The 25,768-nt window shown below is 70.1% G+C and carries 18 protein-coding genes and 1 pseudogene; 9 read left to right on the forward strand and 10 right to left on the reverse strand.

Annotated features, from left to right (window positions below; translation table 11 throughout):
- Positions 1-25 precede the first annotated feature (25 nt).
- The 4 genes from ACZ4VK_RS03200 (at position 26) to ACZ4VK_RS03215 (ending at position 6,179) form a co-directional block, all read left to right on the forward strand.
- A complete protein-coding gene (locus ACZ4VK_RS03200; protein ID WP_468347879.1) occupies positions 26-2,164 on the forward strand; it encodes an AAA family ATPase in 2,139 nt (712 codons plus the stop codon).
- Positions 2,161-4,485, forward strand: coding sequence for a WD40 repeat domain-containing protein (locus ACZ4VK_RS03205; RefSeq protein WP_468347880.1), 2,325 nt, complete (start codon positions 2,161-2,163; stop codon positions 4,483-4,485). The genes ACZ4VK_RS03200 and ACZ4VK_RS03205 overlap by 4 nt, the downstream gene beginning before the upstream one ends.
- A 150-nt stretch (positions 4,486-4,635) precedes the next feature.
- Complete coding sequence (locus ACZ4VK_RS03210) at positions 4,636-5,319, forward strand: RES domain-containing protein (protein ID WP_468347882.1); 684 nt, start codon at positions 4,636-4,638, stop codon at positions 5,317-5,319.
- Between the two features lie 527 nt (positions 5,320-5,846).
- The gene (locus tag ACZ4VK_RS03215; protein WP_468347884.1) at positions 5,847-6,179 is read left to right on the forward strand and encodes an XRE family transcriptional regulator; all 333 of its coding nucleotides are present in this window, start codon (positions 5,847-5,849) and stop codon (positions 6,177-6,179) included.
- A gap of 190 nt (positions 6,180-6,369) precedes the next feature.
- On the opposite strand, the gene ACZ4VK_RS03220 is transcribed toward ACZ4VK_RS03215, so the two are convergent.
- The 7 genes from ACZ4VK_RS03220 to ACZ4VK_RS03250 form a co-directional block, all read right to left on the reverse strand.
- Positions 6,370-7,803, reverse strand: a complete 1,434-nt coding sequence (locus ACZ4VK_RS03220; RefSeq protein ID WP_468347886.1) for an alpha/beta fold hydrolase — start codon at positions 7,801-7,803, stop codon at positions 6,370-6,372.
- 337 nt (positions 7,804-8,140) lie between these two features.
- Positions 8,141-10,315, reverse strand: coding sequence for an NPCBM/NEW2 domain-containing protein (locus tag ACZ4VK_RS03225; protein WP_468347888.1), 2,175 nt, complete (start codon positions 10,313-10,315; stop codon positions 8,141-8,143).
- A 26-nt stretch (positions 10,316-10,341) separates the two neighbouring features.
- Positions 10,342-11,748 carry an RICIN domain-containing protein gene (locus ACZ4VK_RS03230; protein ID WP_468348832.1) on the reverse strand — a complete coding sequence of 469 codons (1,407 nt, stop codon included), beginning with the start codon at positions 11,746-11,748 and terminating at the stop codon, positions 10,342-10,344.
- A gap of 73 nt (positions 11,749-11,821) precedes the next feature.
- Positions 11,822-12,667, reverse strand: a complete 846-nt coding sequence (locus ACZ4VK_RS03235; RefSeq protein ID WP_468347890.1) for a carbohydrate ABC transporter permease — start codon at positions 12,665-12,667, stop codon at positions 11,822-11,824.
- 1 nt (position 12,668) lies between these two features.
- Positions 12,669-13,646: a carbohydrate ABC transporter permease gene (locus tag ACZ4VK_RS03240; protein ID WP_468347892.1), complete on the reverse strand. Its 978-nt coding sequence runs from the start codon at positions 13,644-13,646 to the stop codon at positions 12,669-12,671.
- Between the two features lie 17 nt (positions 13,647-13,663).
- Complete coding sequence (locus tag ACZ4VK_RS03245; protein ID WP_468347894.1) at positions 13,664-14,944, reverse strand: ABC transporter substrate-binding protein; 1,281 nt, start codon at positions 14,942-14,944, stop codon at positions 13,664-13,666.
- A gap of 56 nt (positions 14,945-15,000) precedes the next feature.
- Positions 15,001-16,176 (reverse strand): ROK family protein, encoded by a 1,176-nt coding sequence (locus ACZ4VK_RS03250; protein WP_468347896.1) that lies wholly within the window; start codon positions 16,174-16,176, stop codon positions 15,001-15,003.
- Positions 16,177-16,251: 75 nt separating this feature from the next.
- On the opposite strand from ACZ4VK_RS03250, the gene ACZ4VK_RS03255 reads away from it, so the two are divergent.
- The 4 genes from ACZ4VK_RS03255 to ACZ4VK_RS03270 all read left to right on the forward strand — a co-directional run bounded on the left by ACZ4VK_RS03255 (position 16,252) and on the right by ACZ4VK_RS03270 (position 22,211).
- The gene (locus ACZ4VK_RS03255; protein ID WP_468347898.1) at positions 16,252-18,357 is read left to right on the forward strand and encodes an alpha-galactosidase; all 2,106 of its coding nucleotides are present in this window, start codon (positions 16,252-16,254) and stop codon (positions 18,355-18,357) included.
- A gap of 368 nt (positions 18,358-18,725) precedes the next feature.
- The gene (locus tag ACZ4VK_RS03260) at positions 18,726-19,994 is read left to right on the forward strand and encodes an MFS transporter (RefSeq protein ID WP_468347900.1); all 1,269 of its coding nucleotides are present in this window, start codon (positions 18,726-18,728) and stop codon (positions 19,992-19,994) included.
- A 41-nt stretch (positions 19,995-20,035) separates the two neighbouring features.
- Positions 20,036-21,238, forward strand: a complete 1,203-nt coding sequence (locus ACZ4VK_RS03265; RefSeq protein ID WP_468347902.1) for a glycoside hydrolase family 1 protein — start codon at positions 20,036-20,038, stop codon at positions 21,236-21,238.
- 31 nt (positions 21,239-21,269) lie between these two features.
- On the forward strand, positions 21,270-22,211 hold the full coding sequence (locus ACZ4VK_RS03270; RefSeq protein ID WP_468347904.1) for an alpha/beta hydrolase fold domain-containing protein: 942 nt from the start codon (positions 21,270-21,272) through the stop codon (positions 22,209-22,211).
- A gap of 228 nt (positions 22,212-22,439) precedes the next feature.
- On the opposite strand, the pseudogene ACZ4VK_RS03275 reads toward ACZ4VK_RS03270, so the two are convergent.
- Positions 22,440-22,841: pseudogene (locus ACZ4VK_RS03275) on the reverse strand (ROK family protein); the annotation flags it as partial.
- Between the two features lie 284 nt (positions 22,842-23,125).
- Between ACZ4VK_RS03275 and ACZ4VK_RS03280 the strand changes: the two are divergent.
- On the forward strand, positions 23,126-23,911 hold the full coding sequence (locus ACZ4VK_RS03280) for a DeoR/GlpR family DNA-binding transcription regulator (protein WP_468347906.1): 786 nt from the start codon (positions 23,126-23,128) through the stop codon (positions 23,909-23,911).
- Positions 23,912-23,940: 29 nt separating this feature from the next.
- On the opposite strand, the gene ACZ4VK_RS03285 is transcribed toward ACZ4VK_RS03280, so the two are convergent.
- Both ACZ4VK_RS03285 and ACZ4VK_RS03290 read right to left on the reverse strand, forming a co-directional pair.
- Positions 23,941-24,780 (reverse strand): carbohydrate ABC transporter permease, encoded by an 840-nt coding sequence (locus tag ACZ4VK_RS03285; protein ID WP_468347909.1) that lies wholly within the window; start codon positions 24,778-24,780, stop codon positions 23,941-23,943.
- Positions 24,777-25,763: a carbohydrate ABC transporter permease gene (locus tag ACZ4VK_RS03290; protein ID WP_468347911.1), complete on the reverse strand. Its 987-nt coding sequence runs from the start codon at positions 25,761-25,763 to the stop codon at positions 24,777-24,779. Before ACZ4VK_RS03290 ends, ACZ4VK_RS03285 begins: the two co-directional genes overlap by 4 nt.
- Positions 25,764-25,768: the final 5 nt, after the last annotated feature.

Consider the following 25,768-nt stretch of genomic DNA (forward strand, 5'->3'; position numbering starts at 1 on the left):
GGTTCATGCCTGCGACACTAGTGAGATGATTCATGCCGGGGGCCCTGTTGCGGGAAAGTCCGCGTCAGCGGGGGCCGACAGCGCCGCCGATCCATCGGAATTACGGACTCTCCTCACGCTCGCCGTACGCGATTACGAGAACGATGACGAGGGCGGCCTGGACGAGGAGTTCGCGGAGGGCATCGACGAACAGCTGAGCGTGATGGCCCAGTGGTGGGGACTGGACGGGGCACGCGCCGGCTTCCGTCAGGTACCGGCCCCGGAGCTGCGCTCGCGGGACGACGTCGAGGACTTCCTGCGGGCGGAGGAAGTGCGGGAGACACAGGGTCTGGCGCTCGTCATGTTCATCACCGGCCATGGCATCAGCGGCTCGTCCGACGTTCACTTCCTCAGACTCCCGCGGTCGGACGACAAGCGGCCGCTGGCGACCGCCGTAAGGACGAGCGACATCATCGGGGCGGTGCTCGACTCCCACGTGAAAAACGTGCTGGTGATCGTCAACACCTGCTACGCGGGCAGCCTGCGCTCGGAGCTCGACGCCCTGTACAAGAACATCCGCCGTGACCGCCGCGAAGGCTGCCGTCTGGACGTGATCGCGACGTGCGGCCACGACCAGACCGTACAGGTGCGCAGGTTCCCGACCCTGCTGCGCGACGTGCATCAGCGGCTCCGGACGAACGCCGGCATCACCACGCCTCACCTCGCGGTGGCCGACTTCATCGCCGAGTACGAGAAGGGACTGCGGAACGAGGAGGACCGGCAGCGGTTCCGGTTGCACCATCTCATCGACGGAAGCGGCTCCACTTTTCAGAGCCCGTGCCTTCCCAATCCGGGATACGTCGATCCTCGCGCCGCCGGCTCTGCGCTGGAGGATCTGGCCGCCGCCGAGCACTGGCTCGACCGGGCCACGGGACGTGCCCACGAGGCCGACACCGGATGGTATTTCCGTGGAAGGGAGACGCTCAACCGTCGTGTCGCGGCCTTCCTCGGACCGACACGGGACCGCGGCGTCCTTCTCATCACCGGGGCTGTGGGCAGCGGCAAGTCGGCGGTCGTGGCCCGGGCCGTCGTGCTCAGCGATGCCTCGTTCCGTCAGGATCCGCTCTACAAGGAGGCGTTCGAACTCGCCGCCCCGGACACGATTCCTCCTGAAGGAGCCGTCAGTGCGGCCGTTCTGGCGCACCGTCGAACCGCCGCCCAGGTTGCCGCCGACATCCTGCGGGCTCTCGGCACCGAGCCGGAGCCGACGACGCAGCCGGCGGACGACGCCTTGGTGCGCTGGTCACAGCAGATCGTCGAGGTCGTACGTACCTCCGGCAAGCCCGTCACCCTCGTCATCGACGGCCTGGACGAGTCCGTCGAATGCGCCCGAGTCCTCCGCGGCGTTCTCGAGCCCCTCGCCGAGTTCTGTTCTCCTCGTCTCCCCGGGCAACGCCAGGCGGAGGAACCGTCGCGTGACCGTCCTGACCCAGCCGTACGTCTCGTCCTGGGCGTACGTTCCAGCCGGCCGCTCCCCAGCGCCGCCGGTGACGCCACCGAGGACGAGGAGTACGGCCTCCTGAAAGCTCTCAGAGGCCTTTTTCCGGCAGCCGAAGTGGAGCGGACGGACGGTGATGACGCCCGGAGCCACATCCAGGAGTACCTCACCGCGTTGATCAGCGTGGGCGGCCGGGACGACGTGGCGCGCCAGGTCGCCGCCCGGATCGCGCCGATGATCAGTCCTTCGTTCATCGACGCCCGCCTCGCCGGTGAACAACTGCGGGTGGCGCCCGACCCTGCGGCCATGGCGAGCGACACCGCGTGGCAGGACCGGCTGAAGCAGGGCATCCGTGGCCTGCTGCAGAGGGACCTGGAAATAGTCGAGGAAGAGGGACTTCCCGCCGAGGTGGCTCTGGCCCTGCTGCGGGCGGCAGCCTTCGCCCAGGGCGCCGGGGTGCCCTGGTCCAACATCTGGCCCAACATCGCGGGAGTGTTCCTCCAGCGAAGTCTTCCTCCCCAGGAGTGGGACCTCATGATCGAGAAGCTGCTGACCGGCCGACTCAGCGGCTACCTGGCCCATGACCACGAGGACGACCGCCTCGTGTACCGGCCCGCGCACGAAGCTTTGGCGTCGTTGCTGCGGAACACACAGGCTGACCTGCTCGCCGACGAAGGTGCCCGATGACGGACCACCAGGAAGGCGGGCAGCCGCACGCCGACGTCCACCGCCGGATCGCGGCGGCACTCGCCGATCTCGTACCCGCCGATCCGGGAGTCCCGCCCCACCCCTACCTGCGACGCCACCTGGCGGAGCACGCGGCACGAGGCCATGTACTCGATGACGCGCACGTACCGCCGGCACTCCTCCCCTGGGAAAGCAGCCGGGAGGTTCGCCGGCTCCTCGCAACGGATGACGGCAACCCCGAAGACAGCCGATGGCTCCGTACGTGGGCCGGACTGGAACCCTTCGCACGGGCGGTGGACCCCGTGTCCCTGATGACCAGCCTGCAGCTGGCTCACAGCATCGCCGGGTACTCCGAGGCCCCGTCCTCACAGCCGGCCGCGTTCGTCGACCCGCCGGTCACCTTGGAGTGGAGCGACAAGCCGACACTGCCCCAGCCCTGGGCCATCACCCGGCACACCGTCACGGCCATGGCAGCCGTGGAAGACTTCCGGGGGCGTCTCGCTCTGATCGCGGCCGGCGACGACCGTGGCGACCTGCATGTCCTGCACCGCGATGGAAGCAACGCCTACGCACCGCTGTCCGTGCACGACGGCATCGTCGAGCACCTGCTCGCCCTGCCGGGAGGCATCGTCGTCAGCGGCGGCACCGACGGATCGGTGCACGTCGTCGACGCGTGCCACGGCCGCCACCTCGCGGAGGCGATTCCTCGCCGCCCCGGAACATGGGTGTCCTCGCTGACCCTCTACCGGCCCCCGAACCACCCCCGGCTCGTGCTGGCCGCCTTCAGCGACGGACATCTCGTGGCCTTGAACATAGGGACCTTCCACGCCACAGAGGTCGCCCTGCCGGAGAACCTCTCCCATCCACCGGTGCTCACCGCCCTGCCCACCCCTGAAGGGTGGGACAGGCTTCTGTACACCCAGCACGACGAAGTGCTGTCGTTCGACGGCACGCGGTCCACCCACCAGTTACGGACTCCGGCCAGGATCCGTGCCCTGGTAGCGCTCCCCGCTTCCGCGTCCTTCGCCGTGGGCGACGAGGCGGGCAACCTCCTTCTCGGGACGACCGGGACGGCCGGGACGACCGGCGCAGCGACGGGGGGCACCGCGAGCACCGGCCACCAAACGGTCCACCTGTCCCACGGGTCCGCCGTCACCGCGCTCATGGCCACCCAGGTGGACCAGCACATGGCGCTGGCCGCCTCCGACGCTCATGGCACGGTCCGGCTCTGGGAACTGCCGGGCTTCCGGCCGATCGGCAATCCCCTGCCCGCACACACCGAGCCCATCACCGCCCTCTCCTCCCTCACCGTGGGGACCAGGGAACTGCTCATCACGGCAGGAGCCGACTGCACCCTGCGGAGCCTGCCACTGACCGAGGAGGCCTTCTCCACGGCACCGCCCGTGCGGGCACGCATCACCGCGAGTTCGTTGTCTCCGACCGTTCCGCACCTGCTGGCCACGGCCCGCGCCGGCCGCGTCGCCATCCGCGACATCGCGACGCAGCAGTCGGTGAGGACCGTCCTCGACAACGTGGACGTGACAGCCCTCGCCTGGCCCGGCATCAAGGGCATGCGGCATCTGGCCGTCGCACTCGAAGACAATCGCATCCTGGTGATCGACCCGGCGGACCCACACGGCGACCCGCGTCACGAGCTCTCCGGCCACCATCTCCCCGCGCGGACGCTCGTCCCTCTGTCGGACGTTCACGCGGACCTTCTGGCGAGTGCCGGCCCGGACGGGCGGATCTGTCTGTGGAACCTGCGCACAGGCAGACTTCTGGCCGATTTTCCCGACCACGATCTCAGCGTCCAGTGCCTGGCCACGAGCCGCACACAGAACGGTCTGCTGCTGGCCTCGGGCGGCAAGGACGGCACCATCCGGGTCTGGGACACGTCCACCTTCGAACAGCGCGGTCCCACCATCCGATGCGATCAGTTCGTCGTCAACGATCTGGCCTTCGTCCCGGCGCCGGATGGCATGCACACACTCGCGAGCGCGGGGCAGGACGGCTCTCTCAAGTTGTGGAACGCGGCGAGCGGCAGCCAGGTCGGTCGCTTCGACGCGGAAGACGGCGAACTCAGCGCGGTAACCGCGCTGACGCTCACGGAGCGACGACAGGTGCTCGTCGCCGCGGGACGGAGCAGTATCCACGTCTGGGAAACGGCCCGGGGGGCCAGAAAGCTCCTTCAGATCGTCACCGGCAGACCCGTCAGAGCACTGAGGACCGTGACCGACGGCAGAAGGGACCGATCCGCCCTGGTGCTGGCCACAGGCGACGACGGGACCTCCGTGTTCCGGTTACACCTTGACCGGATCTGAATGATCCACCCCGAGTATCACCGGCCGCGGTATCCCCGGACTCCCTGAGAAGAATCGAGGAACGATGATCACAGCCTTAACCCGACCTGCCGGCCGTACCGACCGGGGTTCCGCCGCACACCGGACGGCCGACAAGACGGGAGGGCTCTCGTGACCACGCAGAACGTCACCCTCGTCCCCGCCCCCGCGGAGGGTGTCTGGCGCCTGGGCCGGGCGAACGCCCCACTTCAGTACAACCGTGTCGAGCCGGAGACCGCCAGCGGCTCGAGTGCCGGCCGCTTCAGCCTCTACTCCTACGGAATGCTGTACTGCGCGAGCGAGATCACCGGCTGCTACGCGGAAGCCCTCGCGACGTTTCGGGTGCCTCCCGAGATCCGCGACCTGATGGGCGACGCCGACCTCTCCAGCACGGACCTCATGAAAGTCGGTCACATTCCCTCCAGCTGGCGGGAAGACCGCATTCTCGTCCGCCTCAAGCCGTCCGATGAGGCCCGTTTCCTCGATGTGGACTCGGAGGAGACACGAGAGGTCCTCACCCGGGAGCTCAGCACCACACTCCAGGAGTGGAACATCACCGGGCCGCTGACCGACGAGCACATCCACGGCCGCGACCGCCGCGTCGCCCGGCAGATCGCGGCGTGGGCTGTGAGCAGGCGAAACGAAGCCGGTCACCAGCTCGTCGAGGGCATCGTCTACCGATCCGGCTACGGCGGCAGAAGGTGCTGGGCGATACTCCGCGACACCGAACTGAACGAAGTGGAGCGGAGAGCCATCCACGTGGAGTCGGCGGAACTCAAGGAAGTGGCACTTGAGTACGGGCTCACCGTGCGCTGACGCGGTTGCGTCGTTCGGCCGTACGCGCTGTCACCCGATCCGGTCGACGCTGTACGGCCGACGAACCGGCCCGATCCGCCGACAATCTCCACGAACGCGCAGGCCGTACGCATCCGTCGAACCCTCCAAGCGGGGATTCAGGTGTGTTTTGGCGTGTGGAAAACCATGGAGTAAGGGTGTGCTAAGCGGGTACGCTTCAGTCAACAAGACGAGGGAGAAGCCATGTTGACGACACTGATAGATCAATTACCAGGGCTCAGCCACGAGCACGTCCCACTCAGCACGTCCCCACTCCTCCTCAAGGCCGAGACGGTGTGCTGCCCCCAGCGGCAAGCAGGACGCGAGCAGAAGCGGCTCTCCTAGCCCTCGCCCACCAGCGCCCGTATTCATCGCCACGCCACTTCTGTGGCACGCCTCTTGCTGACGCGCCCTCACCGGCAGTCGGCGAGGAACGAGGAGACATGCAGACACAGCAGACTGCGCGAGCACGCACGGCCGAAGCCGAAGCACGCGCTCACCAGGCATCCATGGACTTCCCGATCTCAGAGATCGCGCAGTTCCTCCAGGACACCTTCAGCCAGCGCACGGTGGCCTTCCTCGCCGGCATCAAGGACCCCAAGCAGGTCGGCAGGTGGTGCAAGGAGCAGAACGCGCCGCGCTACGACTCCGAAGTCCGGCTGCGCGCGGCCTTCCAGGTGTTCCGGTACGTGGAGGAACGCGAGAACCGGCACATCGCCCGCGCCTGGATGATGGGCATGAATCCGCAACTCGAGGACGACGCCCCCCTGCAGGCGCTCGCCGGCGACCGCTTCAAGGACGTCATGGCGGCCGCACGCTCGTACCGGCAGGGCGACCTCTGACCGAGCCGGCACGCTGTGGCAGATGCCGGGTCGGGTGTGGTCGTGGGCGACCTCGATCGCTTCGTCGCGCCGAGCGCGCTGCGCTCCTTCGGCGTTCGGGCGGGTGGGGTGATCTCCAGGACCATCTCCACCCCGGCACAGGGCCGGGTCGCGCACCACTGGTCCCGCCCTGGGGCGGGACCACGCGGTCTCAGCTGCTCGTCGGGGCTGGGGCTGGGTTCGAGACGCCGCTTTCGTTGACGATGAAGTGGCCGTTCTCGGCGCCGTCGAACGTTCCCTGCTTGATCCACTCGATCAGCGCCGTCTGGTACGTGGAATGCGCGCCGACGAAGTCTTCGCCGGCGCGGCCGCCGTACGGGATTCCCGCTGTCGGCTTGCAGCGGGGACCGTCGCAGAGGCCGAGGTGGAAGACGTGGCTTCCGCAGGCCACCTGCACCAACACCTTCTGGGGCGCCGCCGTGAGGCTGTCGTAGATGGCCTTCGCCCAGCGCGGCTGCGCCACGACGTCGTCGAGGCCGTGGAGGACCAGCGCCGGTGTCGTCAGCGTGTTCGCGACGTCGGCGTTCCAGCCGTAGACGGTGCGCGTGGGCGAGCGGTTGAAGCCGACGGGGTTCGCGGGGTCGGTACCGCCCCAGGTGCGGCCCAGGGGGTCCTCCTCCATCATCTGGGTCCACAGCTGGTCTTGGGTGGCGGGGCTGGAGTGGCCCTGGCAGGCCGCCTCGCGCTCGGGCGTCGGCATCGTCGGGCCAGGGAAGAAGGCGCCCTTCGGCGCGAGAGTCGTCGGGAAGGTCGTGAAGCCCCCCGGCGGGGCCACTTCCTCGGTCGTCGACTCGAAGTTCGACGCGTGGAAGACGACACGGTTGATCTTGTTTTCGATGTCGGACGTGTGCAGCGCCCGGGCGAGGTCCATGGAGCCGAACGACCAGCCGATCACGGTGACCTTGCCGTCCGAGGGCCTCGCACGCGCGATGGCGTAGTCGACGACCTGGCGGATGTCGCGGGCGAACACGTCGGTGCGCCCGAAGTAGCTGTTGCTGGAGTGGGCGCGCCGCTGCCCGTCGAGCGGGTTGTTCAGCAGCAGCCTCTGCTGATCGAGGGCGAAGATCGGCAGGTGGCTGCGGTCGCACCCCTCGGGCCAGGAGCAGCTGCCGTCCGCGTTGTAGGGCCGGAGGCTCGCGTTGCCGGGATCGTCGAGACCGTCCGGGAAGCGCGTCGAGCGCCCGTAGCCGAGCAGGTCAGGAGCGAACGTCTCGATACCCGCCCTGGCGAGTGCCCGCTGCGTGCTGAGCGTCCCGCCGGCAGGGGCGTCGCGCTGCAGGTCGAACGACGGCGTGCCGGGCACCCGGCTGCCGTGAACCAGCACCGCGGCCCTGTTGACCACGCTGGGGCACTTGCCGTTGGCGTACTCCGGCCGGACGCGGTGAACGTGGATCCTTGCCTGGCGCCCGTCGAACCGCGAGTCCGGCATCAGTCCCGCCGGCACCCTGAACCGCAGCCAGTGGTCCTGGACGTTGACGCCGGTCGGTACGGTGTCGCACTGAGCGGCGACCGGCCCGCCGGCGGCGGCCATCGCCTGGCCCGAGCCGAACGCGCTCGCGAGCAGACCGACGGACAGCACGAGCATCCGCCACCTTCGGCGCCGCCCTCCCGGTGGGTGTTCGTGTGGGTCGGGACCGATGTGCATGGCATCTCCTGAGTGGGTCGGGCGTCTGGGGGTCCAATCAGCATCATCTTTCGACGCCGTCTGACGCCCTGCCAGCCAGGCTCGGCCGAACGGCCGCCGTCACCCGGTCCGTGCCCCACGTCCACGCTGACGCGCGCACTCCAGGCGTCGCGCACCACCTCCGCACCACGCTGCCCCCCGTCGCGGTCGTGCCCAGGGCTGCGCGAGGCCGTAGGTGACGTGGAATCATCTCCGGCCTCGCACACCCAGCCTCATGCTCTCCCGAGGCCCGCCGTCGTCAGCAGGTCAGCCGGGCGTCGGCCCATTCCGAGTGGTCGTAGTGGTTTCCGTCGTCGGCGTCGGTGGCCCTCAGCTCCAGTTCGGTGGCGCCGGTCACGTCGGCGGTCAGGGGCAGGCCCGGGTCCGTGCCGCGCAGGACGCCGGTCTCGGTGATCTTCTTGCCGTCGGCCCAGACCTCGAAGGTGACCGAGCCCCTGGGGCCGTCCTCGTCGTCGATGCCGACGACGGCGGTGAAGGTGCGGCAGGCTCCGCCGAGGTAGAAGTGGATGGTGGAGTTGGCGTGGGCGCCGAGGCCCTTCGCGTACGAGACTCCCTCGATCACCATCGGATTCGCGGCCGGGCTCAGGTCGCGCTGCACGATTCCCCAGCCGGCGTCCGAGGACATGATCGGCAGGTCACTGGCGTAGGGGTGGCCGGCCGGGGCAGGGGGCGGGACGGTGACGGTGATGGTCTCGCTGATGGTCGCGCGCTGCTGCCCGTTCCACCGGTAGTCGGCGGCGGCCTTGATCTTGTACGTGCCGGGGGCCGCGCCGGTCGGGGGCTTCACCGTCCACGAGGTGGCGACGGACCGGCCGACACCGACGCTGTCCTTGGGGGCGTCGCTCGCGGCGGAGACCGTCCATCCGCTCGGTGCCGTCATCGACATCGAGGGGGCGACCGCGTCCACCGGTCCGTAGTTGGTGAAGGTCGCCGTCAGCGGGTTGTCCTGGCCCGGGTTCGTCAGGACGACCGGCGAGCCGGGATAGGTCGGCTTCCCGTCGATCGCCAGCGCCGTGGAGGGACCGTTGGGCAGCGCGATCCTGTCGAAGTCGGGTGCCCATCCCGCGGCGTTGCCGAACTCCAGGGTGTGGGTGCCGGCGGTCAGGGGCACGGTGGCGGTGGCCACTCCGGTCCTGTCGCCGCCGGTCGGCGGGAACGACAGCGTGATCGGTGCCGCGCCGTCGACCCGGAGCGTCGCCTTCCGGTCGGCGGCGTCGCCGTTGGAGTAGCTGATCTTCACGGTGTAGGTGCCGTCGTGCTTCACCGTGACCCGGTTGATGCGCAGGGCTGCTCCGTGGCCGACGTATCCCACGGTGGAGCCGTTTCTGACGGCGCCTCCGGTCAGGGTGTTGGCCGCCGCTTCCGCCTCGTACGCGGTGTCGGCGTTCTGCGGAGACCAGGTGCCGGTCGCGGTGTCGAGGCTCCAGCTGTCGTGCCAGGACAGCTTCGCGGTTCCGTCGCCGATGCTGATCGGAAGCCAGACGGGCTTCGAGTCGAACAGTCTGCGGGGATTCCAGCGGTCGCCGACGTAGACGTAGGTGGTGCCGCTGCTGCCGGTGACCGGGACGATCGAGGACGTCTGCGAGTCGAACGTGCGGGTTCCGGCGGGTGCGAAGTTCTTGAACTCGCTCCACGGGCCGGCCGGGGAGGAGGCGGTGGCGTAGACGTTGTCGTTGCTGGACCAGCCGGTCAGGTAGGAGCCGAACAGGTAGTACAGGCCGTCCACCTTGACCATGGCGGGAGATTCGAAGCCGGCGACGAGGGCCGTGTTGCTCTCGACGGTCAGATAGTCGGTGGACAGTTTGTCGATGCGCAGTCCGTGTTCGCGGTCCTCGGTCAGCAGGTAGCCGGTGCCGTCGTCGTCCTTGAACAGCCCGATGTCACGGCTCTGGAATCCCAGCGGTCGCGAGCTGCCGCGGTAGGTGTACGGGCCGCAGGGGGTGGGACTGGTGGCGACGCCGACCTTCGCCTCCTGGTACGTCTTGTCCTCGATGTGGGCGTACAGCACGTACTGGCCCGTGGTGTCGTTGTGAATGACCTTGGGCCGTTCCACCACCCGGTTGGGGCCCAGGTCTCCCTCGGCTTGGAGGGACAGGGCGTTGCCCTCGAACTTCCAGTCGGTGAGGTCCTTGGACGAGTAGCAGGCGACGGCGGAGTACGTCTGGCCGGCGGTCTTGTCCTCGCCGACCATGTAGTACGTCGAGCCGACCTTGAAGACGCCCGCTCCGTGGGCCTGCACCAGGCGGCCGGTGTCGTCGCTCCAGGCGGCGGCCGGAACGAGGGGATGGGTGGGCATGGACGTCCCGCCGGGCGGGAGGCTTTCCGCCACCGCCGGAGTGTGGGCCGGGACGACTGCGGCGAGGGCCGCCAGAAGCGCGGCGCCGAGCGCGGCCGTGAAGCGTGGTCTGGTCACGAGGGTTCCTTTCACAGCGAGGTGCGTCACAGCGAGGTGCGCTGGAACTGCTGGTTGGTGGCGCCGGTGCAGGTGGCCGGCTTGAGCTGGGCGTTGTTCGCGGTGGAGGCGTTCGCCACCTCGGCGCATTCGCCGGTGACGCCGTTGACGAGCTGGACGTAGCCGGTGCCGAGGTCCTGGACGGCCCAGTGCTGCTTGGGCTTGGCGACGCCACAGGTCCAGGTGATGACGGCAGTGGCGAGGTCCATGCACTTGTTGGCGCTGCGGGAGACCAGGCGGGACTCGCCGTCGCTGAGGGAGTCGATGCGCCACTGCTGGTCGGTCGCGCCGGTGCAGTCGTACTGGACCACGGCCGACTGGTTGGCCTTGACGCACGTGCCGGAGTGGCGCGCCGTCAGCTTGTCGTAGCCGGTGCCGATCGGGTCGATCGTGCCGGTGGCGGTGTCGATGCTCAGCTGCTTCGCGTACGGCATGGTCATCGAGGTGCCGGTCGGGAACCGCAGCGGAAGCCAGACGTACGTGGAGTCCTCGACCGGGCCGCCCCAGGAGCCGGCCCAGCGGTCACCCATGTAGAGGTGGCTGGTCGCCTGGGTGCCCTGGACGGTCAGGACGTACGCGGTCTGCGAGCCGTACGCCTGGGAGTCGCCGACGTGGGCGTTCGCGCTCCAGGTACAGGCGACGCAGCTCGCGGTGGCGTACTGCTGCTGGGTGGGCAGCCAGCCGTTCTGGCCGGAGGTGAGCAGGAAGTAGACGCCGTTCCGCTTGAACAGGGCCGGGGCCTCGCGGCGGTCGCCGGGGAAGAGGGTCCGCGTCAGCGACTGCACGCCGGTGTAGTCGGGGGTGAGCCGGTAGACGTTGAGGTCGGCGTTGTCGTTGGCCGCGGAGACGAGGTAGGCCGTGCCGTCGTCGTCACGGAACAGGGTCATGTCGCGGGACTCGTGGCCGAGCGGCCGGAAGCTGCCCTGGTAGGTGTACGTGCCGTCGACGGTGGAGGACACCGCGACCGCCACCTTGGCCTCGGTGTAGTCGACGCCGTTCTCCTTGTGGGCCCACAGGACGAACTGGGCCGTGGCCGGGTTGTACACGACCTTGGGGCGTTCGAGGTTGGCCAGCCGCAGCTCCGGGTGGCTCGCCTGGGTGAGGACGTGGTTGCGGAACTCCCACGTCTTCAGGTCGGTCGAGCGCCAGACCGAGATGTAGCGGAAGGTGTCGTCGGCGTTGCGGTCCTCGCCGAACCAGTAGTAGGAGCCGTTGACGTTGATCACGCCGCCGCCGTGCGCGTGGACCGGGCTGCCGGCGGTGTCGCTGATCTGCGCGCCGACCGGCACGGTGACGGGCGCGGCCTGAGCGGTGCCGGCGGGGAGCAGCGTACTGAGCAGGAGGGCGACGCAGAGCGCCATGGCGTGGGCCAGGCGTCGACAGGAGCGGGACATGGAGTCGTACACGGGGGAACTCCTCTGTCGGTCGGGGCCGGTGGGGAAGGCCGGCCCGCGTCGGGGAACGGCCTCAGTCCTTGAGGCCGCTCAGGGTGATGCCCTGGACGATGTGGCGCTGGGTGACCAGGAACATCAAGGCGAGGGGCACGATCGTCACCACCGCGCCGGCGAACAGGCCGGGCAGGTTGACGGACTGTGCGGTGAGGAAGGTCGACAGGGCGATCTGCGCCGTCCAGGTGCTCGGGTCCTGGCCGACGACGAGCGGCCAGAGGAAGGCGTTCCAGCTCTCGATGAAGGACAGGGCGCCGAGCGCCGCGAGCATCGACGTCGAGTTGGGCAGCACGATCCGGCGGTAGACACCGAGGTGGCCGAGACCGTCGATCCGACCGGCCTCCTCGATCTCGGCGGGGAAGCGCAGGTAGAAGTTGCGGAACAGCAGCACCGCGAAGGCGTTGAAAAGGCCGGGCGCGATGATGCCCCACTGGGTGTTGACCCCGCCGAGCGCGCCGACCACGACGAAGGTCGGGATGAAGGTCACCGAGCCCGGGATCATCAGCGTCACCACGATGAACGAGAACACGACTCCCCGCCCCGGCACGGGGATCCGGGCCAGCGCGTAGCCGGCCATGGAGGCCAGCAGGGTCGAGACCGGTGCGGTGACGGCCGCGATGAGCAGCGAGTTGCCGAGCGCGCGCGCCATGGGGACGGCGGGGTCGGTGAACAGCTCGGTGAAGTTGGCGAAGGTGAGCGGGTCGGGCAGCCACTGCCAGTCGGGCGAGGTGACCTGTCCGGTGGTCATCAGCGCGTTGCGCAGCATGACGTAGAAGGGCAGGAGGAAGACCGTGGCGGCCAGTCCCAGGGCCAGGTAGGTGGCGAGTGTGCCCACCGTACGGCGGCGCATCGTGATCGTCGTCATGTCAGTCCTTCCGCCCGAGACCGACGAGTCGGCCCTGGACCAGGGTGACCGCGATGATGAGCAGGGTGAGCAGGAAGGCGCCCGCCGAGCCGACGCCGTAGTTCTGGTCTCCGAGCGCGACGTTGTAGAGGTGGACGAGCGGCGGGTTCACGGGTGCGGCGCTGCCCGCGCCGATGCCGCCGCTGAAGATGTTGTAGAACTCGTCGAACGCCTGGAACGCGGCGATCGTCATCAGCAGCAGGATCGCCACCGAGGTGTTGCGCAGCATCGGCAGTGTGATGTGCCGGAACATGCGCCAGCCTGACGCGCCGTCGAGTGCGGCCGCCTCGTACAACTGGGGCGGGATCGACTGGAGTCCGGCCAGGAACAGGATCAGGTACAGGCCGACCTGCAGCCACAGGCGCAGCGTCACCAGGACGACCCAGTACAGCGGCGGATGCTGGGTGGCGATCCACGCCACCGGTTCGAAGCCGAGGAGGCCGCCGAGGGTGTTGGCGATGCCCGAGGGCAGACCGTTGAACAGGCTCATGCGCCAGACGAGGGCGGCGGCGACGTACGAGACGGCCGCGGGGAGGAGGAAGGCCGTACGGAAGAATCCTCGTCCGCGCCGGATCCGGTTGACCAGCACCGCGAGGGAGAGCGAGGCGGCGAACGTCACCGGCACGATGAAGGCGGTGAACAGGACGACCGTCAGCAGCGAGGACCGGAAGCCGGGGTCCTCCAGCAGTGTCGCGTAGTTGTCGAGGCCCACCCAGCGGACGGGGTTCAGGGTGCCCCGGGCCTCTCCCAGGCTGAGGAGGAAGCTCCAGCCGATCGCCACGTACTTGAAGAGTCCGAGCCCGAGCAGCATCGGTGCGGTGAGGACGAGGAACGCGCCGATGGCCGCTCTGTCCTTCTTGGGCCCCCTGCGGCGAGGAGGCTTGTCGGTACGGGCCGTGCCCGTCGGTATCTCCGCGGTATGTGCGGTGGACAGTGCCATGATCTGCGGCCCCGTCCTCAGCCGAGCTGCTTGTCGAGCTCGGCCCGGCAGGTGGCGGCAGCCGCGGCGAGCGCGGCGGTCGGATCGACCTGCTGCTTGGCGATCTTCGCGACGGCCTCGCCGAAGGCGGTGGCCATGGCGGTGTTCCACAGGTTCGACAAGGATTTGCCGTACCGCTGGGAGAGGGTCACCGCGTCCTTGGCGGCTCCGGCGGAGAACTCGGTGGTCCGGGCGGCGACGCTCTTGCGCGGCGGTACGTGGAAGCCGTAGCTCACACACCAGTCCTTCTGCAGCTCCGCCTGCTGGAGCCAGAGCCACTGGACGTACTTCTTGGCCTCCTCCACGTGCTTGCCCTTGGCGTTGACCAGTTCGTACCAGCCGCCCAGGCGCGCGGTCGGACGTCCCGTGGCGCCGACGGCCGGCCAGGGCACCACACCGAAGTCGTCGCCGAGGTTCTTCTTGATGTCGGGCATCGCCCAGAGGCCGCACCACTGCATCGCGGTGGCGTTCTGACTGATCGCGCCGGGGTCGTACCAGTCGGTGGTGAAGTCGAGCAGCAGCGCCTTCGCGTCGTGGAGCCGGCGGAGCTCGCCGATCGCCGCAGCGGTCTCCGGGCGGTCGAAGGCGACCTTCGTGCCGTCGATCAGCTCACCGCCGCCGGACCAGGCCATCAGGTAGCCGGCGTCGCCGATGCCGTCGTTGCCCAGGAACAGGCCCTTGACGTTCTTCGTGGTCAGCCGGTCGGCTGCCGTGACCAGTTCGGCATAGGTCCTGGGCGGGGTGATGCCGGCCTTCTCCAGCATGCTGCGGCGGTAGAACAGCATCATGATGTCGTCGATCATCTTGATGCCGTAGACCTTGCCGTCCACGGTGGCCGCGTCCAGGTCGGCCTGGGAGAACTCGGACTTCTGCGCGCCGAGGATGTCGTCGAGCGGTGCCAGCTGGCCGTTCTTCACGAGCTGGTGGCGGAAGTCGCCGACCTCGAAGACGTCGGGCGCGTCAGCGGTGAGCAGGCTGGAGTTGAGCTTGGTCTCGTACTCGCCGGCCACCCAGGTGATTTTGACGGCGACGTCCGGATTGGCCTTGGTGTACTCCATGGCGTACCGCTTGACGGCCTCCTGGGTGCCCCTCTCCCCGTAGGCGTGGTACCACTGGTTGAGCGTGATCTTGGCACTGCCGTTGCCGCCGCTCCTGCTCATCGGGTCACTGGTGCATCCGGTGAGTACGGCGCCGCCTGCTATCAGGACCGAGGCGGTGAGGAACTGTCTGCGTCCGAGCGCGCTTGGGGTGGTGTTCATCGTGGTCTTCCTTACGGTGCGGGTGGGGGGGTGGGGGGAGCCGGGTCGCCGGGGGTTCAGATCGACTCGGCGGCGAAGAGGGTCTGGATGGCGGCCGCGGCCGCCCCGCGCGCCCATTCCTCGAAGGGCAGCGGACGGATGATCAGCGCGCAGCGGGAGGCGGCGCCGAACGCCTGGCGGGCGAAGGTCTCCCGGATCTGGTCCTCCAGGAGGTCGTAGGCGGCCAGGCCCTCCCCGGAGACGACGATCCGTTCGGGGCCGATCAGGTTGGCCACGGCGGCGAGCCCCAGGCCGATGGCGTGTCCGGCCCTGGCGAAGACGGAGCGGACCCCGATGTCGCCGGATCTGGCCATGGCGACGGCATCGTCCATGGAAAGCCGGGGGTCGCCGGAAACCAGCCGGGCCTGCGTGACGATGGCCCCGGTGGACGCGATGGCCTCGATGCAGCCGCTGCCTCCGCAGTGGCATTCCGGGCCCGGGTCGGCGACGCGTACGTGGCCGAGTTCGCCCGCCACGTGGTACGCCCCCGCGACCAGGCTGCCGCCCACGACCAGGGCGCAGCCGATGCCGGTGCCGACGGTCACGACCGCGAACGAGGTCGCCCCGACTCCCTCGCCGAACCACTGCTCGGCGACGGTGAGTGCCTTGACGTCGTTCTCCAGCGTGGTGACGAGGCCGGTGGCCTCGGTCAGCAGCTCGGCCAGGGGAACGTCCCGCCAGCCGAGGAAGGGTGAGTAACGGACGACGCCGGATGTCCGGTCGACATCGCCCGACACCGCCACGCCGAGGCAGTGGATCCGCTGCCGGTAGTCGTCGGACTCGGCCAGCAAGGCGTCGACCAGCTCGGCGAGGGCGGCGACCACGCCGTCGACGCTCCGCGTGGTCAGGACCTGGTGGCGGGTGGCGCGGGTCTCGGCCCTCAGGTCGCACACCACCCCGATGAGCTCCTCATGGGTGATCTTCACGCCGATGAAGAACTCGCGGTCGGCCCGGATGGTGAGCGGGCTGGCCGGGCGGCCCGCGCCAGGGGCACTTCGCTCCTCCGCGGCGAGTTCCTCGAGATATCCGGCCTCGATGATCGGGCGGGCCGTCCTGGTGACCGCGGCCGAGGAGAGCCCGGTCCGCCGTGCGATCTCCACCCGGGACACCGGCCCGCGGGTCAGCACGGCGGCGAAGACGGCGGCCGCGGCGGGAGTGGTGATCGGGGCACGGGACTCTGGGATGGGAGGCATGCGCCGTACCGTAGGGGCATTAATTACCTCCGTCAATAATTGAATTGAAGGAGTTGAGAACCTACGCTGCCGGGCATGACGCCGGTGTCCTATGACGCAAACCACCAGATATGGCTGCTCTCCACCCCGAACAGCACCTACGCGCTCCGCCTGGACGAGGACGACGCCCCCCGCCACGCGCACTGGGGCCCACCCCTGTCCATCGAACAGGCACTGAGCGCTCCTTCACCGCCGCCGCCGGCCAGCAGCTTCGCCGGCACGGCCCACGGCCGGGAGGAGTACCCGACAGAGGCCGGCGCGAGCTACGGCCCGTCCGCGCTGCAGATCCGGTTCGCCGACGGCGGCCGCGGCATCGAGTGGCAGTACCTCGACCACTCCGTCGACGGCACGCACCTGGCCATCCGCTGGCGCGACCGCCACCATCCGCTGGAGATCGTCCTCCACTACCGGGTGTACGAGGACAGCGATGTGATCGAGCGCTGGACGGAGCTGCACCACACCGGCGACGACGCACCCCTGACCCTGTTGCGCGCCGACTCCGCCGCCTGGACGCTGCCGTACCGCCCCGACTACCGCATCAGCCACGTCGTCGGCGCGTGGGGCCGCGAAACCCAGCTCCGCCGCACCCCCCTGCCCTGCGCCGAGCTGACCCTGACCAGCCGGCGCGGCATCACCGGCCACCACACCAACCCGTGGGTCATGCTCGACGCCGGAGACGCCGACGAGGAGTCCGGCGAGGTCTGGAGCTCCGCCCTCGCCTGGAGCGGCAGTTGGCACATCACCACCTGGCGGAATCAGGACGATCTCGTCGGCTGGACCGGTGGCGCCGGACACGACGGGCTCCTCTGGCGCCTCCACCCGGGGCAGCGGTGGCAGACCCCCGTCTTCGCCGGCCTCTACAGCCCCTCCGGCTTCGGCGGCACGAGCCGCGCCTGGCACACCTACCAGGCCCTCCACGTCCTGCCCCGACCGGACGAACTGCGGCCCGTCGTCTACAACTCCTGGGAGGCCACCGGCTTCGACGTCGACGAGGCGGGCCAGAAGCGCCTCGCCGGCCTCGCGGCCGAGGCCGGCGCCGAACTCTTCGTCATGGACGACGGCTGGTTCGGCGGCCGTCGCGACGACACCGCCGGCCTCGGCGACTGGACGCCCCACGACGAGGCGTTCCCCGCCGGACTCGCGCCGCTCATCGGCGAGGTGCACCGGCTCGGCATGCGCTTCGGGCTGTGGGTGGAACCGGAGATGGTCAACCCCGACAGCGACCTCTACCGACAGCACCCCGACTGGGTGCTGCACATGCCGCACCGCGAGCGGACGACCCTGCGCAACCAGCTCGTCCTCAACTTCGCCCGGTCCGACGTCGCCGCCTGGGCGCACGCATGGCTCGACCGGCTCGTGACGGACCACGCCATCGACTTCCTCAAGTGGGACATGAACCGCCCCTTCAGCCAGGGGGGGTGGCCCGAGCGCGGAGACGACGCCGAGCTGCTCTGGTTCGAGCACGTCCACCAGGTGTACGCCGTCATGGACCGGCTGCGTGCCGACCACCCCCACCTGCGCATCGAAGCCTGCGCGGGTGGCGGCGCCCGGGCGGACCTGGGCGTCCTGGCTCGCACCGACCAGGTGTGGACCTCGGACAACACCGACGCCGTCGACAGGATCGCCATCCAGGACGGATACAGCCAGCTCTACCCGGCCAGGACCATGGCGGCCTGGGTCACCGACTGCCCCAACCCGTTCACCGGCCGGACGGTGCCTCTGCGCTTCCGCTTCCACGTCGCGATGGCCGGGGCCCTCGGCCTGGGCGGCGATCTGTCGCGGTGGTCCACGGAGGAACGCGCGGAAGCCGCGGAGCTGGTCGCCCGGTACAAGGAGATCCGGCCCGTCGTGCAGCACGGCCTGCAGTACCGGCTCGGCGACGACGGCGTCCAGTACACCCATGACGACCGTACCGTCGTGCTCACATGGCGCGTCACGGCCTCCCACGGTCGGCCCTCCGCGCCCCCGCGCCTGCGCGGACTCGACGCGAGCGCCCGCTACCGCGACGAGGACACCGGCGAGATCCACCACGGGGCCGTCCTCATGACCCACGGCCTGCCCACGCGACTGCCGGCGGGGGACTACGCGAGCGCGTTGATCCGCCTGAAGGCGCATGACGAGCGCCACACCGGCACACAGTGAACCTACTCGTGAGTAACGTCCGGCTGCCGGAGGACCGCGCGCGATCCCGCCTGCGAAGTGCTGTGGGGGTAGACGGGGTCTCCCGCCCGTCCGGCTCCACCGGGGGTCAGCCGTTCACCACAGCATTTCCGCTGCGTCCCACCACTCCTCCCGCACCCACGGGGCTCGGGGAGGCCCGCGTGCTCTCGGCTTGCCCGCCCGATGCCGCCGCGTGGATCCACGAGCGGAGGAGCGCCTCAGGTCACACCCCGGGCCGCCGCCTCCCTAAAACCTAGACACGCTAAGTTTTTGCCCTTACCGTGAGATCTGAGGCCGCCTCCTGCGGCCCGTTCCTCAAGTCGTCGGCAGCGCAGCGTAAGGAGCCGGCCATGCCCGACACGTATCTCTCTGCCTCGGCGTCGCCCGCGGAAGCACCGATTCAGGACGATCCGAGCGTCAGCTCGCGCCTCGGCCGGCTGGGGCCGGTGATGCTCCTCGCGCACTTCGGCTGGCTGCTGCCCGCCGCCGCGAGTGGGACGCTGATCCAGGCGCTGCTCGCGCAGGTGGACGCGGAAGCCAAGCTCGCCCTGTACGCCACCCTGAGCACCGCCGGCGCGGTCGCAGCCACCGTCGCGAATGTCGTGTGCGGCGTGCTGTCGGACCGGACCCGCTCCCGGTTCGGCCGCCGCAATCCGTGGATCCTCGGCGGCGGTCTCGTCGCGGCGGTTTCCCTGGGCGCGATGTCCCTGGTGCGTGACTTCACCGTGCTGGTGGTGCTGTGGATGGTGTTCCAGGTCGCACTGAACGCCTTCCTCGGTCCGCTCGTCGCGCTCCTGCCCGACCGGGTGAGCCCCGCGCACCTGGGAAAGGCGTCCTCGTACGTCGGCGCCGGTCAGCTGCTCGCGCAGAGCCTCGCCGGGGTCGTCGCCGGCTGTTTCCTGGCCGTTCCGGCCGAGGGGCTGCGCTGGGTGCCGTGGCTGCTGGCGGCGGGCGCGGTGCTGGTGTTCGTGGCCGCGCCGGACCACTCGAACCGGCACGAGCCACGGGAGCCGTTCGCCCTGGGCACGCTGCTCAGAAGCCTCCTGCCGCCCCGGGACGCCGACTTCACGTGGGCGCTGGTGAGCCGCTTCCTCGGCATGCTCGGCCTGTTCCTCGTGCTGATGTACCAGCTGTACACGCTCACCGACCATGTTCGGCTCGGCCCCGATGCCACGGCGCAGGCCATCGCCACCGGAGGCGTCGTGATGGCCGTCGCCTCCGGCACGTCGATCGCGCTCGCCGGCCCGCTCTCGGACCGGCTCGGCCGGCGCAAGGCATTCGTGGCCGCCGCCTCCCTGCTGATGGGCCTCGCCGCGCTGCCGCTGGCGCTGGTCCCCTCGCTGTGGGCGTTCTACGCCTTCCTCGCGGTGGGCGGCTTCGGCTTCGGCGCGTACCTCGCCGTGGACCAGGCCCTCATCACCGAGGTGCTGCCCAGCCATGACCACGCCGCCAAGGACATGGGCATCCTCAACATCGCCAACACCGCGCCCCAGATCGTGGCGCCTCTGATCGCCGTGGCCGTCGTCCCGGCACTCGGCTTCCGCGGGCTGTTCCTGCTCGCGACCGCCTGCGCCGTGGCAGGCGCCCTGTGCGTTGCGCCCATCCGCCGCGTCCGCTGACGCCTCGGGCCCCACCCCTTCCCCCTACGAAAGGACCTTCCATGCCGCGCACGGCCGACGGACTGCTGCTCCCCGACGACTTCCTGTTCGGTGCCTCCACCTCGGCGCACCAGACCGAGGGGGGCAACACCAACAGCGACTGGTGGCGTCTTGAGCACTCCGGTGGCCCGCTGAAGCAGCCGAGCGGGGACGCCGCCGACAGCTACCACCGCTGGGGCGAGGACATGGACCTGCTGGCCGACCTCGGGTTCACCGACTACCGCTTCAGCATCGAATGGGCCCGCATCGAACCCGAACCCGGCCGCTTCTCCCACGCGGCCCTCGCCCACTACCGGCGCATGGTGGAGGGTGCCCTCGCACGGGGCCTGCGCCCTATGGTGACCCTTCATCACTTCACCGCGCCGCGCTGGTTCGCCGAGCGCGGCGGCTGGCGGACCCCTGGCGCGGCGGAGCTGTTCACGCGGTACGTGGCGGCAGTCGCGCCCGTCATCGGCACCGGCGTACACCACGTCTGCACGATCAACGAGCCCAACATGGTCGCCGCCATGGACGCGATGATCCAGCAGGGCGAGGAGGGCGGCCCGGCGACGCCCGGCATGCCGCTGCCCGACGCGGAGATGACGGCCGCGCTCATCGACGCGCACCACCGGGCCGTCTCCGCCGTGAAGGAGATCTCGCCGGACATCCTCACTGGCTGGTCCATCGCCAACCAGGTCTTCCAGGCGCTCCCCGGTGCCGAGGAGGCGGCGGCCGCCCACCGGCGCCCCCGCGAGGACGTCTTCATCGAGGCGGCGCGCGACGACGACTGGATCGGCGTCCAGGCGTACACGCGCACGCTGATCGGCCCCGACGGCCCGCTGCCGGTGCCCGAGGACGCCGAACGAACCCTCACCGGCTGGGAGTTCTATCCCGAGGCACTCGGACACGCCCTGCGCCACACCGCCGAGGTGTCCGGCGGCGTGCCGCTGATCGTCACGGAGAACGGGATCGCCACCGCCGACGACGACCGGCGCATCGCCTACACCACCCAGGCGCTCGGCGGCCTTGCGGCGGTGCTGGCCGATGGACTCGACGTCCGTGGCTACCTGCACTGGAGCGCCCTGGACAACTATGAATGGGGTTCGTACGGACCGACGTTCGGCCTGATCGCCGTCGCCCCGCGCACCTTCGCCCGTACGCCCAAGCCGTCCGCCGCCTGGCTCGGCGGCATCGCCCGCTCCCGTCACCTTCCCGGCGCCGCCTGACCGTCGCCATCAACCCGTAGGGACAACACCGATGAGTCGCCCCACCCAGCCCCCACAGCTGCCCGAGCCCTTCCTCCCGCCGCCCGCGCCCGTACTCGCCGACGACGGCACTCGCCGGTACGAAGGCGTGACCTATGCCAGGAGCCCTGGCTACCGGCCTCGCCTGTTCGACGCGTACGTGCCACCGGCCGGCCGGCCCGTGCCCGCGGTGGTGTGGATCCACGGCGGGGGCTGGATGGAGGGCGACCGCCGTTACCCGCCGCCGACCGTCCCACCCGAGCTGCTCTTCGGCTCCCTCACGGCGGCGGGACTCGCCGTCGTCACCGTCGACTACCGGCACAGCCTCGAAGCACCGTTCCCCGCCCAGCTGCACGACGTGAAGGCCGCGATCCGGTACGTCCGGCGCTTCGCGGAGACCCTCGGGATCGACCCCGGGCGCGTCGGCGTGTGGGGCGAGTCGGCGGGCGGCCACCTCGCGGCTCTTGCGGCGCTGACTCCGGCGAACGCGACGGCGTCCGGCGATCTGGACGGGCGGGAGGGCGTCGGGGACGGTGACACGTCGGTCCGGGCGGTGGTGGACTGGTACGGCGTCGCCGAGATCGCTTCCGCTGCCGCGGCCTTCCCGGAGCTCCTGGCCGGAATGGCGCCCGCGCACCCGTACACCGCACTCCTGGGGTCCCCGCCCGCGGAGCGCCCCGATCTGGCCGCGTCGGCGAGCCCCGTCACGTACGTGCACCCGTCGGCCCCGCCGTTCCTGCTGATCCACGGGACCGACGACACCGTCGTCCCGTGCGCGCAGAGCGAGCTGCTGGCCGAGCGACTGACCGCGTGCGGCGCCGAGGCCGAGTCGGTGCGGGTGCCGGGGGCGGACCACATCTTCCTCGGAGCGCCCGATGTGGAGGGGCTCGTCGCACGGAGCGTGGCGTTCCTCGCCCGCCATCTCGCGGCCGCCGCCACCGGTCGCGGCGACTGATCCCCTCTCCGTGGGAGCCCGGACCGGCCGGTCCCCGGCGGTGGGCGGCGTACCTGACGACCGCCGCCCATCGCTGCGGAACCGGCCGGTCCGGGCTTTGCCGGTCCTCGGAACGCCGCAGCGGGCCCTGCCGACGCCGGCCCGCTGCGGCTTGTCATCGTGCGGGCGTCGCGGGCGCGGCCGGGGCTCCGAGTACGCCGAGCAGCCGCGTCACCTCACCTGCGTCGATCACGAGCGCACCCATGCCTGTTCCAGCAGGTCGTGCGCGAGGAGCGCCGCGCCCACGCATCCTGCCCGGTCCCCGAGTCGCGCGCCTCGGTGACATCCGGGACGGCCTGGAAGGTGAGCCGCCGGGCGAGGGCGTCGCGCACGGGCGCCAGGTACGCCTCTCCCGCGCGGGCCAGTCCGCCACCGAGGACGACGCGCTCGGGGTCGTACAGCGTGAAAGTCGGCGCAGCCGCGGCCGGCGCCCAGGCGCGCCTCGGCCAGTCCCCCCGCGCGTACGTCGTGGCCGAACGCGACGGGCAGGTCGAGGTGTTCGGCGAGTCAGTCCTGGACGGGGACGCCGCGCCAGCCGAGGTTGGCTGCGAGGACGGCGAGTCCGGACTCCTCGTCGACGATGCCGGGGACGCCTTGATGGAGGTGCCGCCGACGTCCAGGGCGATGACCGTCCGTGCGGCCGCGGCCGTCCCCGCGCCGTTCCGCGTTCTCCAGGTCGACGTGACTCACGGGGGGCCTCCCAGAAGGCGTGGCGGCCGAGTCGATCCAGGCCGCATGATTGAACATGACTTGCCTATAGCGTGATCGCTCAACTTCGAGCAAGCTTGCGCAAGATTGATCACAGTGATGCGGACACGGGTACGCTCGGCTCCAGTGATGTCGCGAGGCGATGTCGTGAGACGAGGAGAACGGTGATGGGCACGCACGAGCGGTGGACGCGACTGCTCGACGCTCTGGGCGAGCGCGGCAGCATCGAGGTCGGCGAGGCCGCCGAACTGCTGGACGTCTCCCCGGCCACCGTGCGCCGCGACCTCGAGGAGCTGGCCCGTCAGCGGCTGCTCACCCGCACCCGCGGCGGCGCCGTGCTCAGTGGCGTCTCCTACGACCTGCCGCTGCGCTACAAGACGGCGCGCAAGGCCGACGAGAAGCAGCGCATCGCCCGCGCCGCCGCCGCGCTCATCCCGCCGGGCTCCGTCGTCGGACTCAACGGCGGCACCACGACGTCCGAGGTGGCCCGTGAGCTGGCGACCCGGGCCGACCTGGCCGAGCACGGCGGGTCCACGGCGCTGACGATCGTCACCAACGCCGTGAACATCGCCAACGAGCTGGCGGTCCGCCCGTATGTGAAGACCGTGGTGACCGGCGGGGTCGCCCGCCCCCAGTCGTACGAACTGACCGGCCCGCTGGCGACGGCGGTGCTCCAGGGCCTCTCGCTCGACTACGCCATCCTCGGCGTCAACGCCGTCGACCCGCGCTTCGGCGCCGCCACCCACGACGAGGGCGAGGCCAGCGCCAACCGCGCCATGGCCGAGCGGGCGGAGAAGGTGATCGTGGTCGCCGACTCCACCAAGCTCGGCCAGCGCGCGTTCGCCCGGGTCTGTACGATCGCCGAGATCGACGCCCTGGTCACCGACCATGACGCCGCCGACGAGCTGGTCGAGCAGCTCACGGCCCAGGGCGTCGACGTCCACTGCGTCTAGGGGGTGTCGCTGAACACCGACGCACAGGGCTACTTGACCGAGCCGGCCGTCAGTCCGGACACCACATGGCGTTCGATGACCGCGAACAGCACGATCACCGGCACGATGGCCACCAGCGACGCGGCGAACACCTGGTTCCACTGCACGCTGTAGGCCCCGATCATGTTGTTGATGCCCACGGTGAGCGGCTGCCGCTCGGGTGAGGTCGTCAGCGTCAGGCCCATGATGAACTCGTTCCACGCCGCGATGAAGGTGAAGATCACGGCGGTGACGATGCCGGGCAGAGCGAGCGGCAGGGTCACCCGGAACAGGGCGCGGGCCCGGCCGCAGCCGTCCATCATGGCGGCTTCCTCCAGCTCGACGGGGATCGAGCCGATGTACGCGCTGATGATCCAGACCGCGAAGGCCAGGTTGAAGGCCGCGTTGGCCACCATCAGCACGGTCGTCGTGTCCAGCATGCCGAGCGCGTGGAACTCCCGGTAGAGGCCCACCTGCAGGGCCGTCGGCTGGAACATCTGCGTGACGAGGACGAGGAGCAGGAAGGCGTTGCGCCCGCGGAAGCGGACGCGTGCCGTGTAGTACGCGGCGGGCAGCGCCACGAGCAGCACGAGCAGCGTCGAACCGGCCGCGATCAGCAGCGTGTTGGACAGGTTCTGGCCGAGCGTGGTCTCGCTCCAGACGCGGGTGAACGCGGACCAGTCGAAGCGGGACGGCAGATAGCCGTTGTCGCGCAGCTCGTCGGCCGGGCGTCCGGCCGTGATCACCATCTGGACGTACGGCAGCAGGAAGAGCGCGGCCAATGCCCAGGCCGTGACGGTGAGCAGCACGGTCTTCGTGCGGGGGCGCGGGCGAAGGGTCGCGGTGCTCATCGGTCCGCCTCCTTCCAGCCGCTGACCTTGAGGAAGACCAGGACCAGGGCGATGACGGCGGCGAAGTTGACCACCGAGAGGGCAGCCGACTCGGCCACGTCGTAACTCCGCAGCATGTACATGAAGACCGTGGTGGTGGCGGTGTCGGCGTTGGGACCGCCCTGAGTCATGCCCCAGATGACCGGGAACGAGTTGAAGACGTTGATCAGATTGATCACCAGGGCGACGAGGAACGACGGCCGCAGCAGCGGCAGCGTGATGCGGACGTAGGTCTGGAGGCGCGAGGCGCCGTCGACGCGGGCCGCCTCGTACACCTCTCCGGGCACGGTCTGGAGTCCGGCGAGCAGCGTGTACGTGGTGAACGGCAGGGACACGAAGACGGCGACGGCGATCAGCCATGGCTTCGCGTGCGCGGCGTCCCCGGTCCACGCTTCGGCCGAGTCGATCAGGCCGAGGTCGAGGAGGAGGCGGTTGAGCACGCCGGCGACCTGGTCGAGCATCCAGCGGAAGCCGATGGCGGTCATCAGGACGGAGGCCGCCCAGGGTGCGATGAGCGCCCATCGGGTGACCCGGCGGCCGGGGAACCGCTGGTTGAACAGCTGGGCCAGAGCCAGGGAGATCAGCATCGTGAGCACGACGACGGCAACCGTCCACACGGCCGTCCAGGTCAGGACGTCGGGGAGGCGAGGGTCGGCGAACAGCTTGCGGTACTTGTCGAGTCCGGCCGGGCCCAGGTCCACGCCGGATGTGTCGATCCTCCGCAGCGAGGTGCGGACCATCTCGAAGACCGGCCAGACGACCACGGCCAGGATGAGCAGGACGGCCGGTGCGATCCAGGGCAGCGCGCCGAGGCGCCGGAACCAGGAGCGGGGCCGGGACCCGGCCGGCCGGTCAGGGCGGCGCCGGCCGGGGCCCGGGGCTGCGGGCCGGCGGGCCGCGTGGGCCCGCCGGTCGGCGGTACGGGGTGTGGTGCTGGTGGACACGTGCG

Source organism: Streptomyces sp. NPDC028711, from assembly GCF_055565415.1.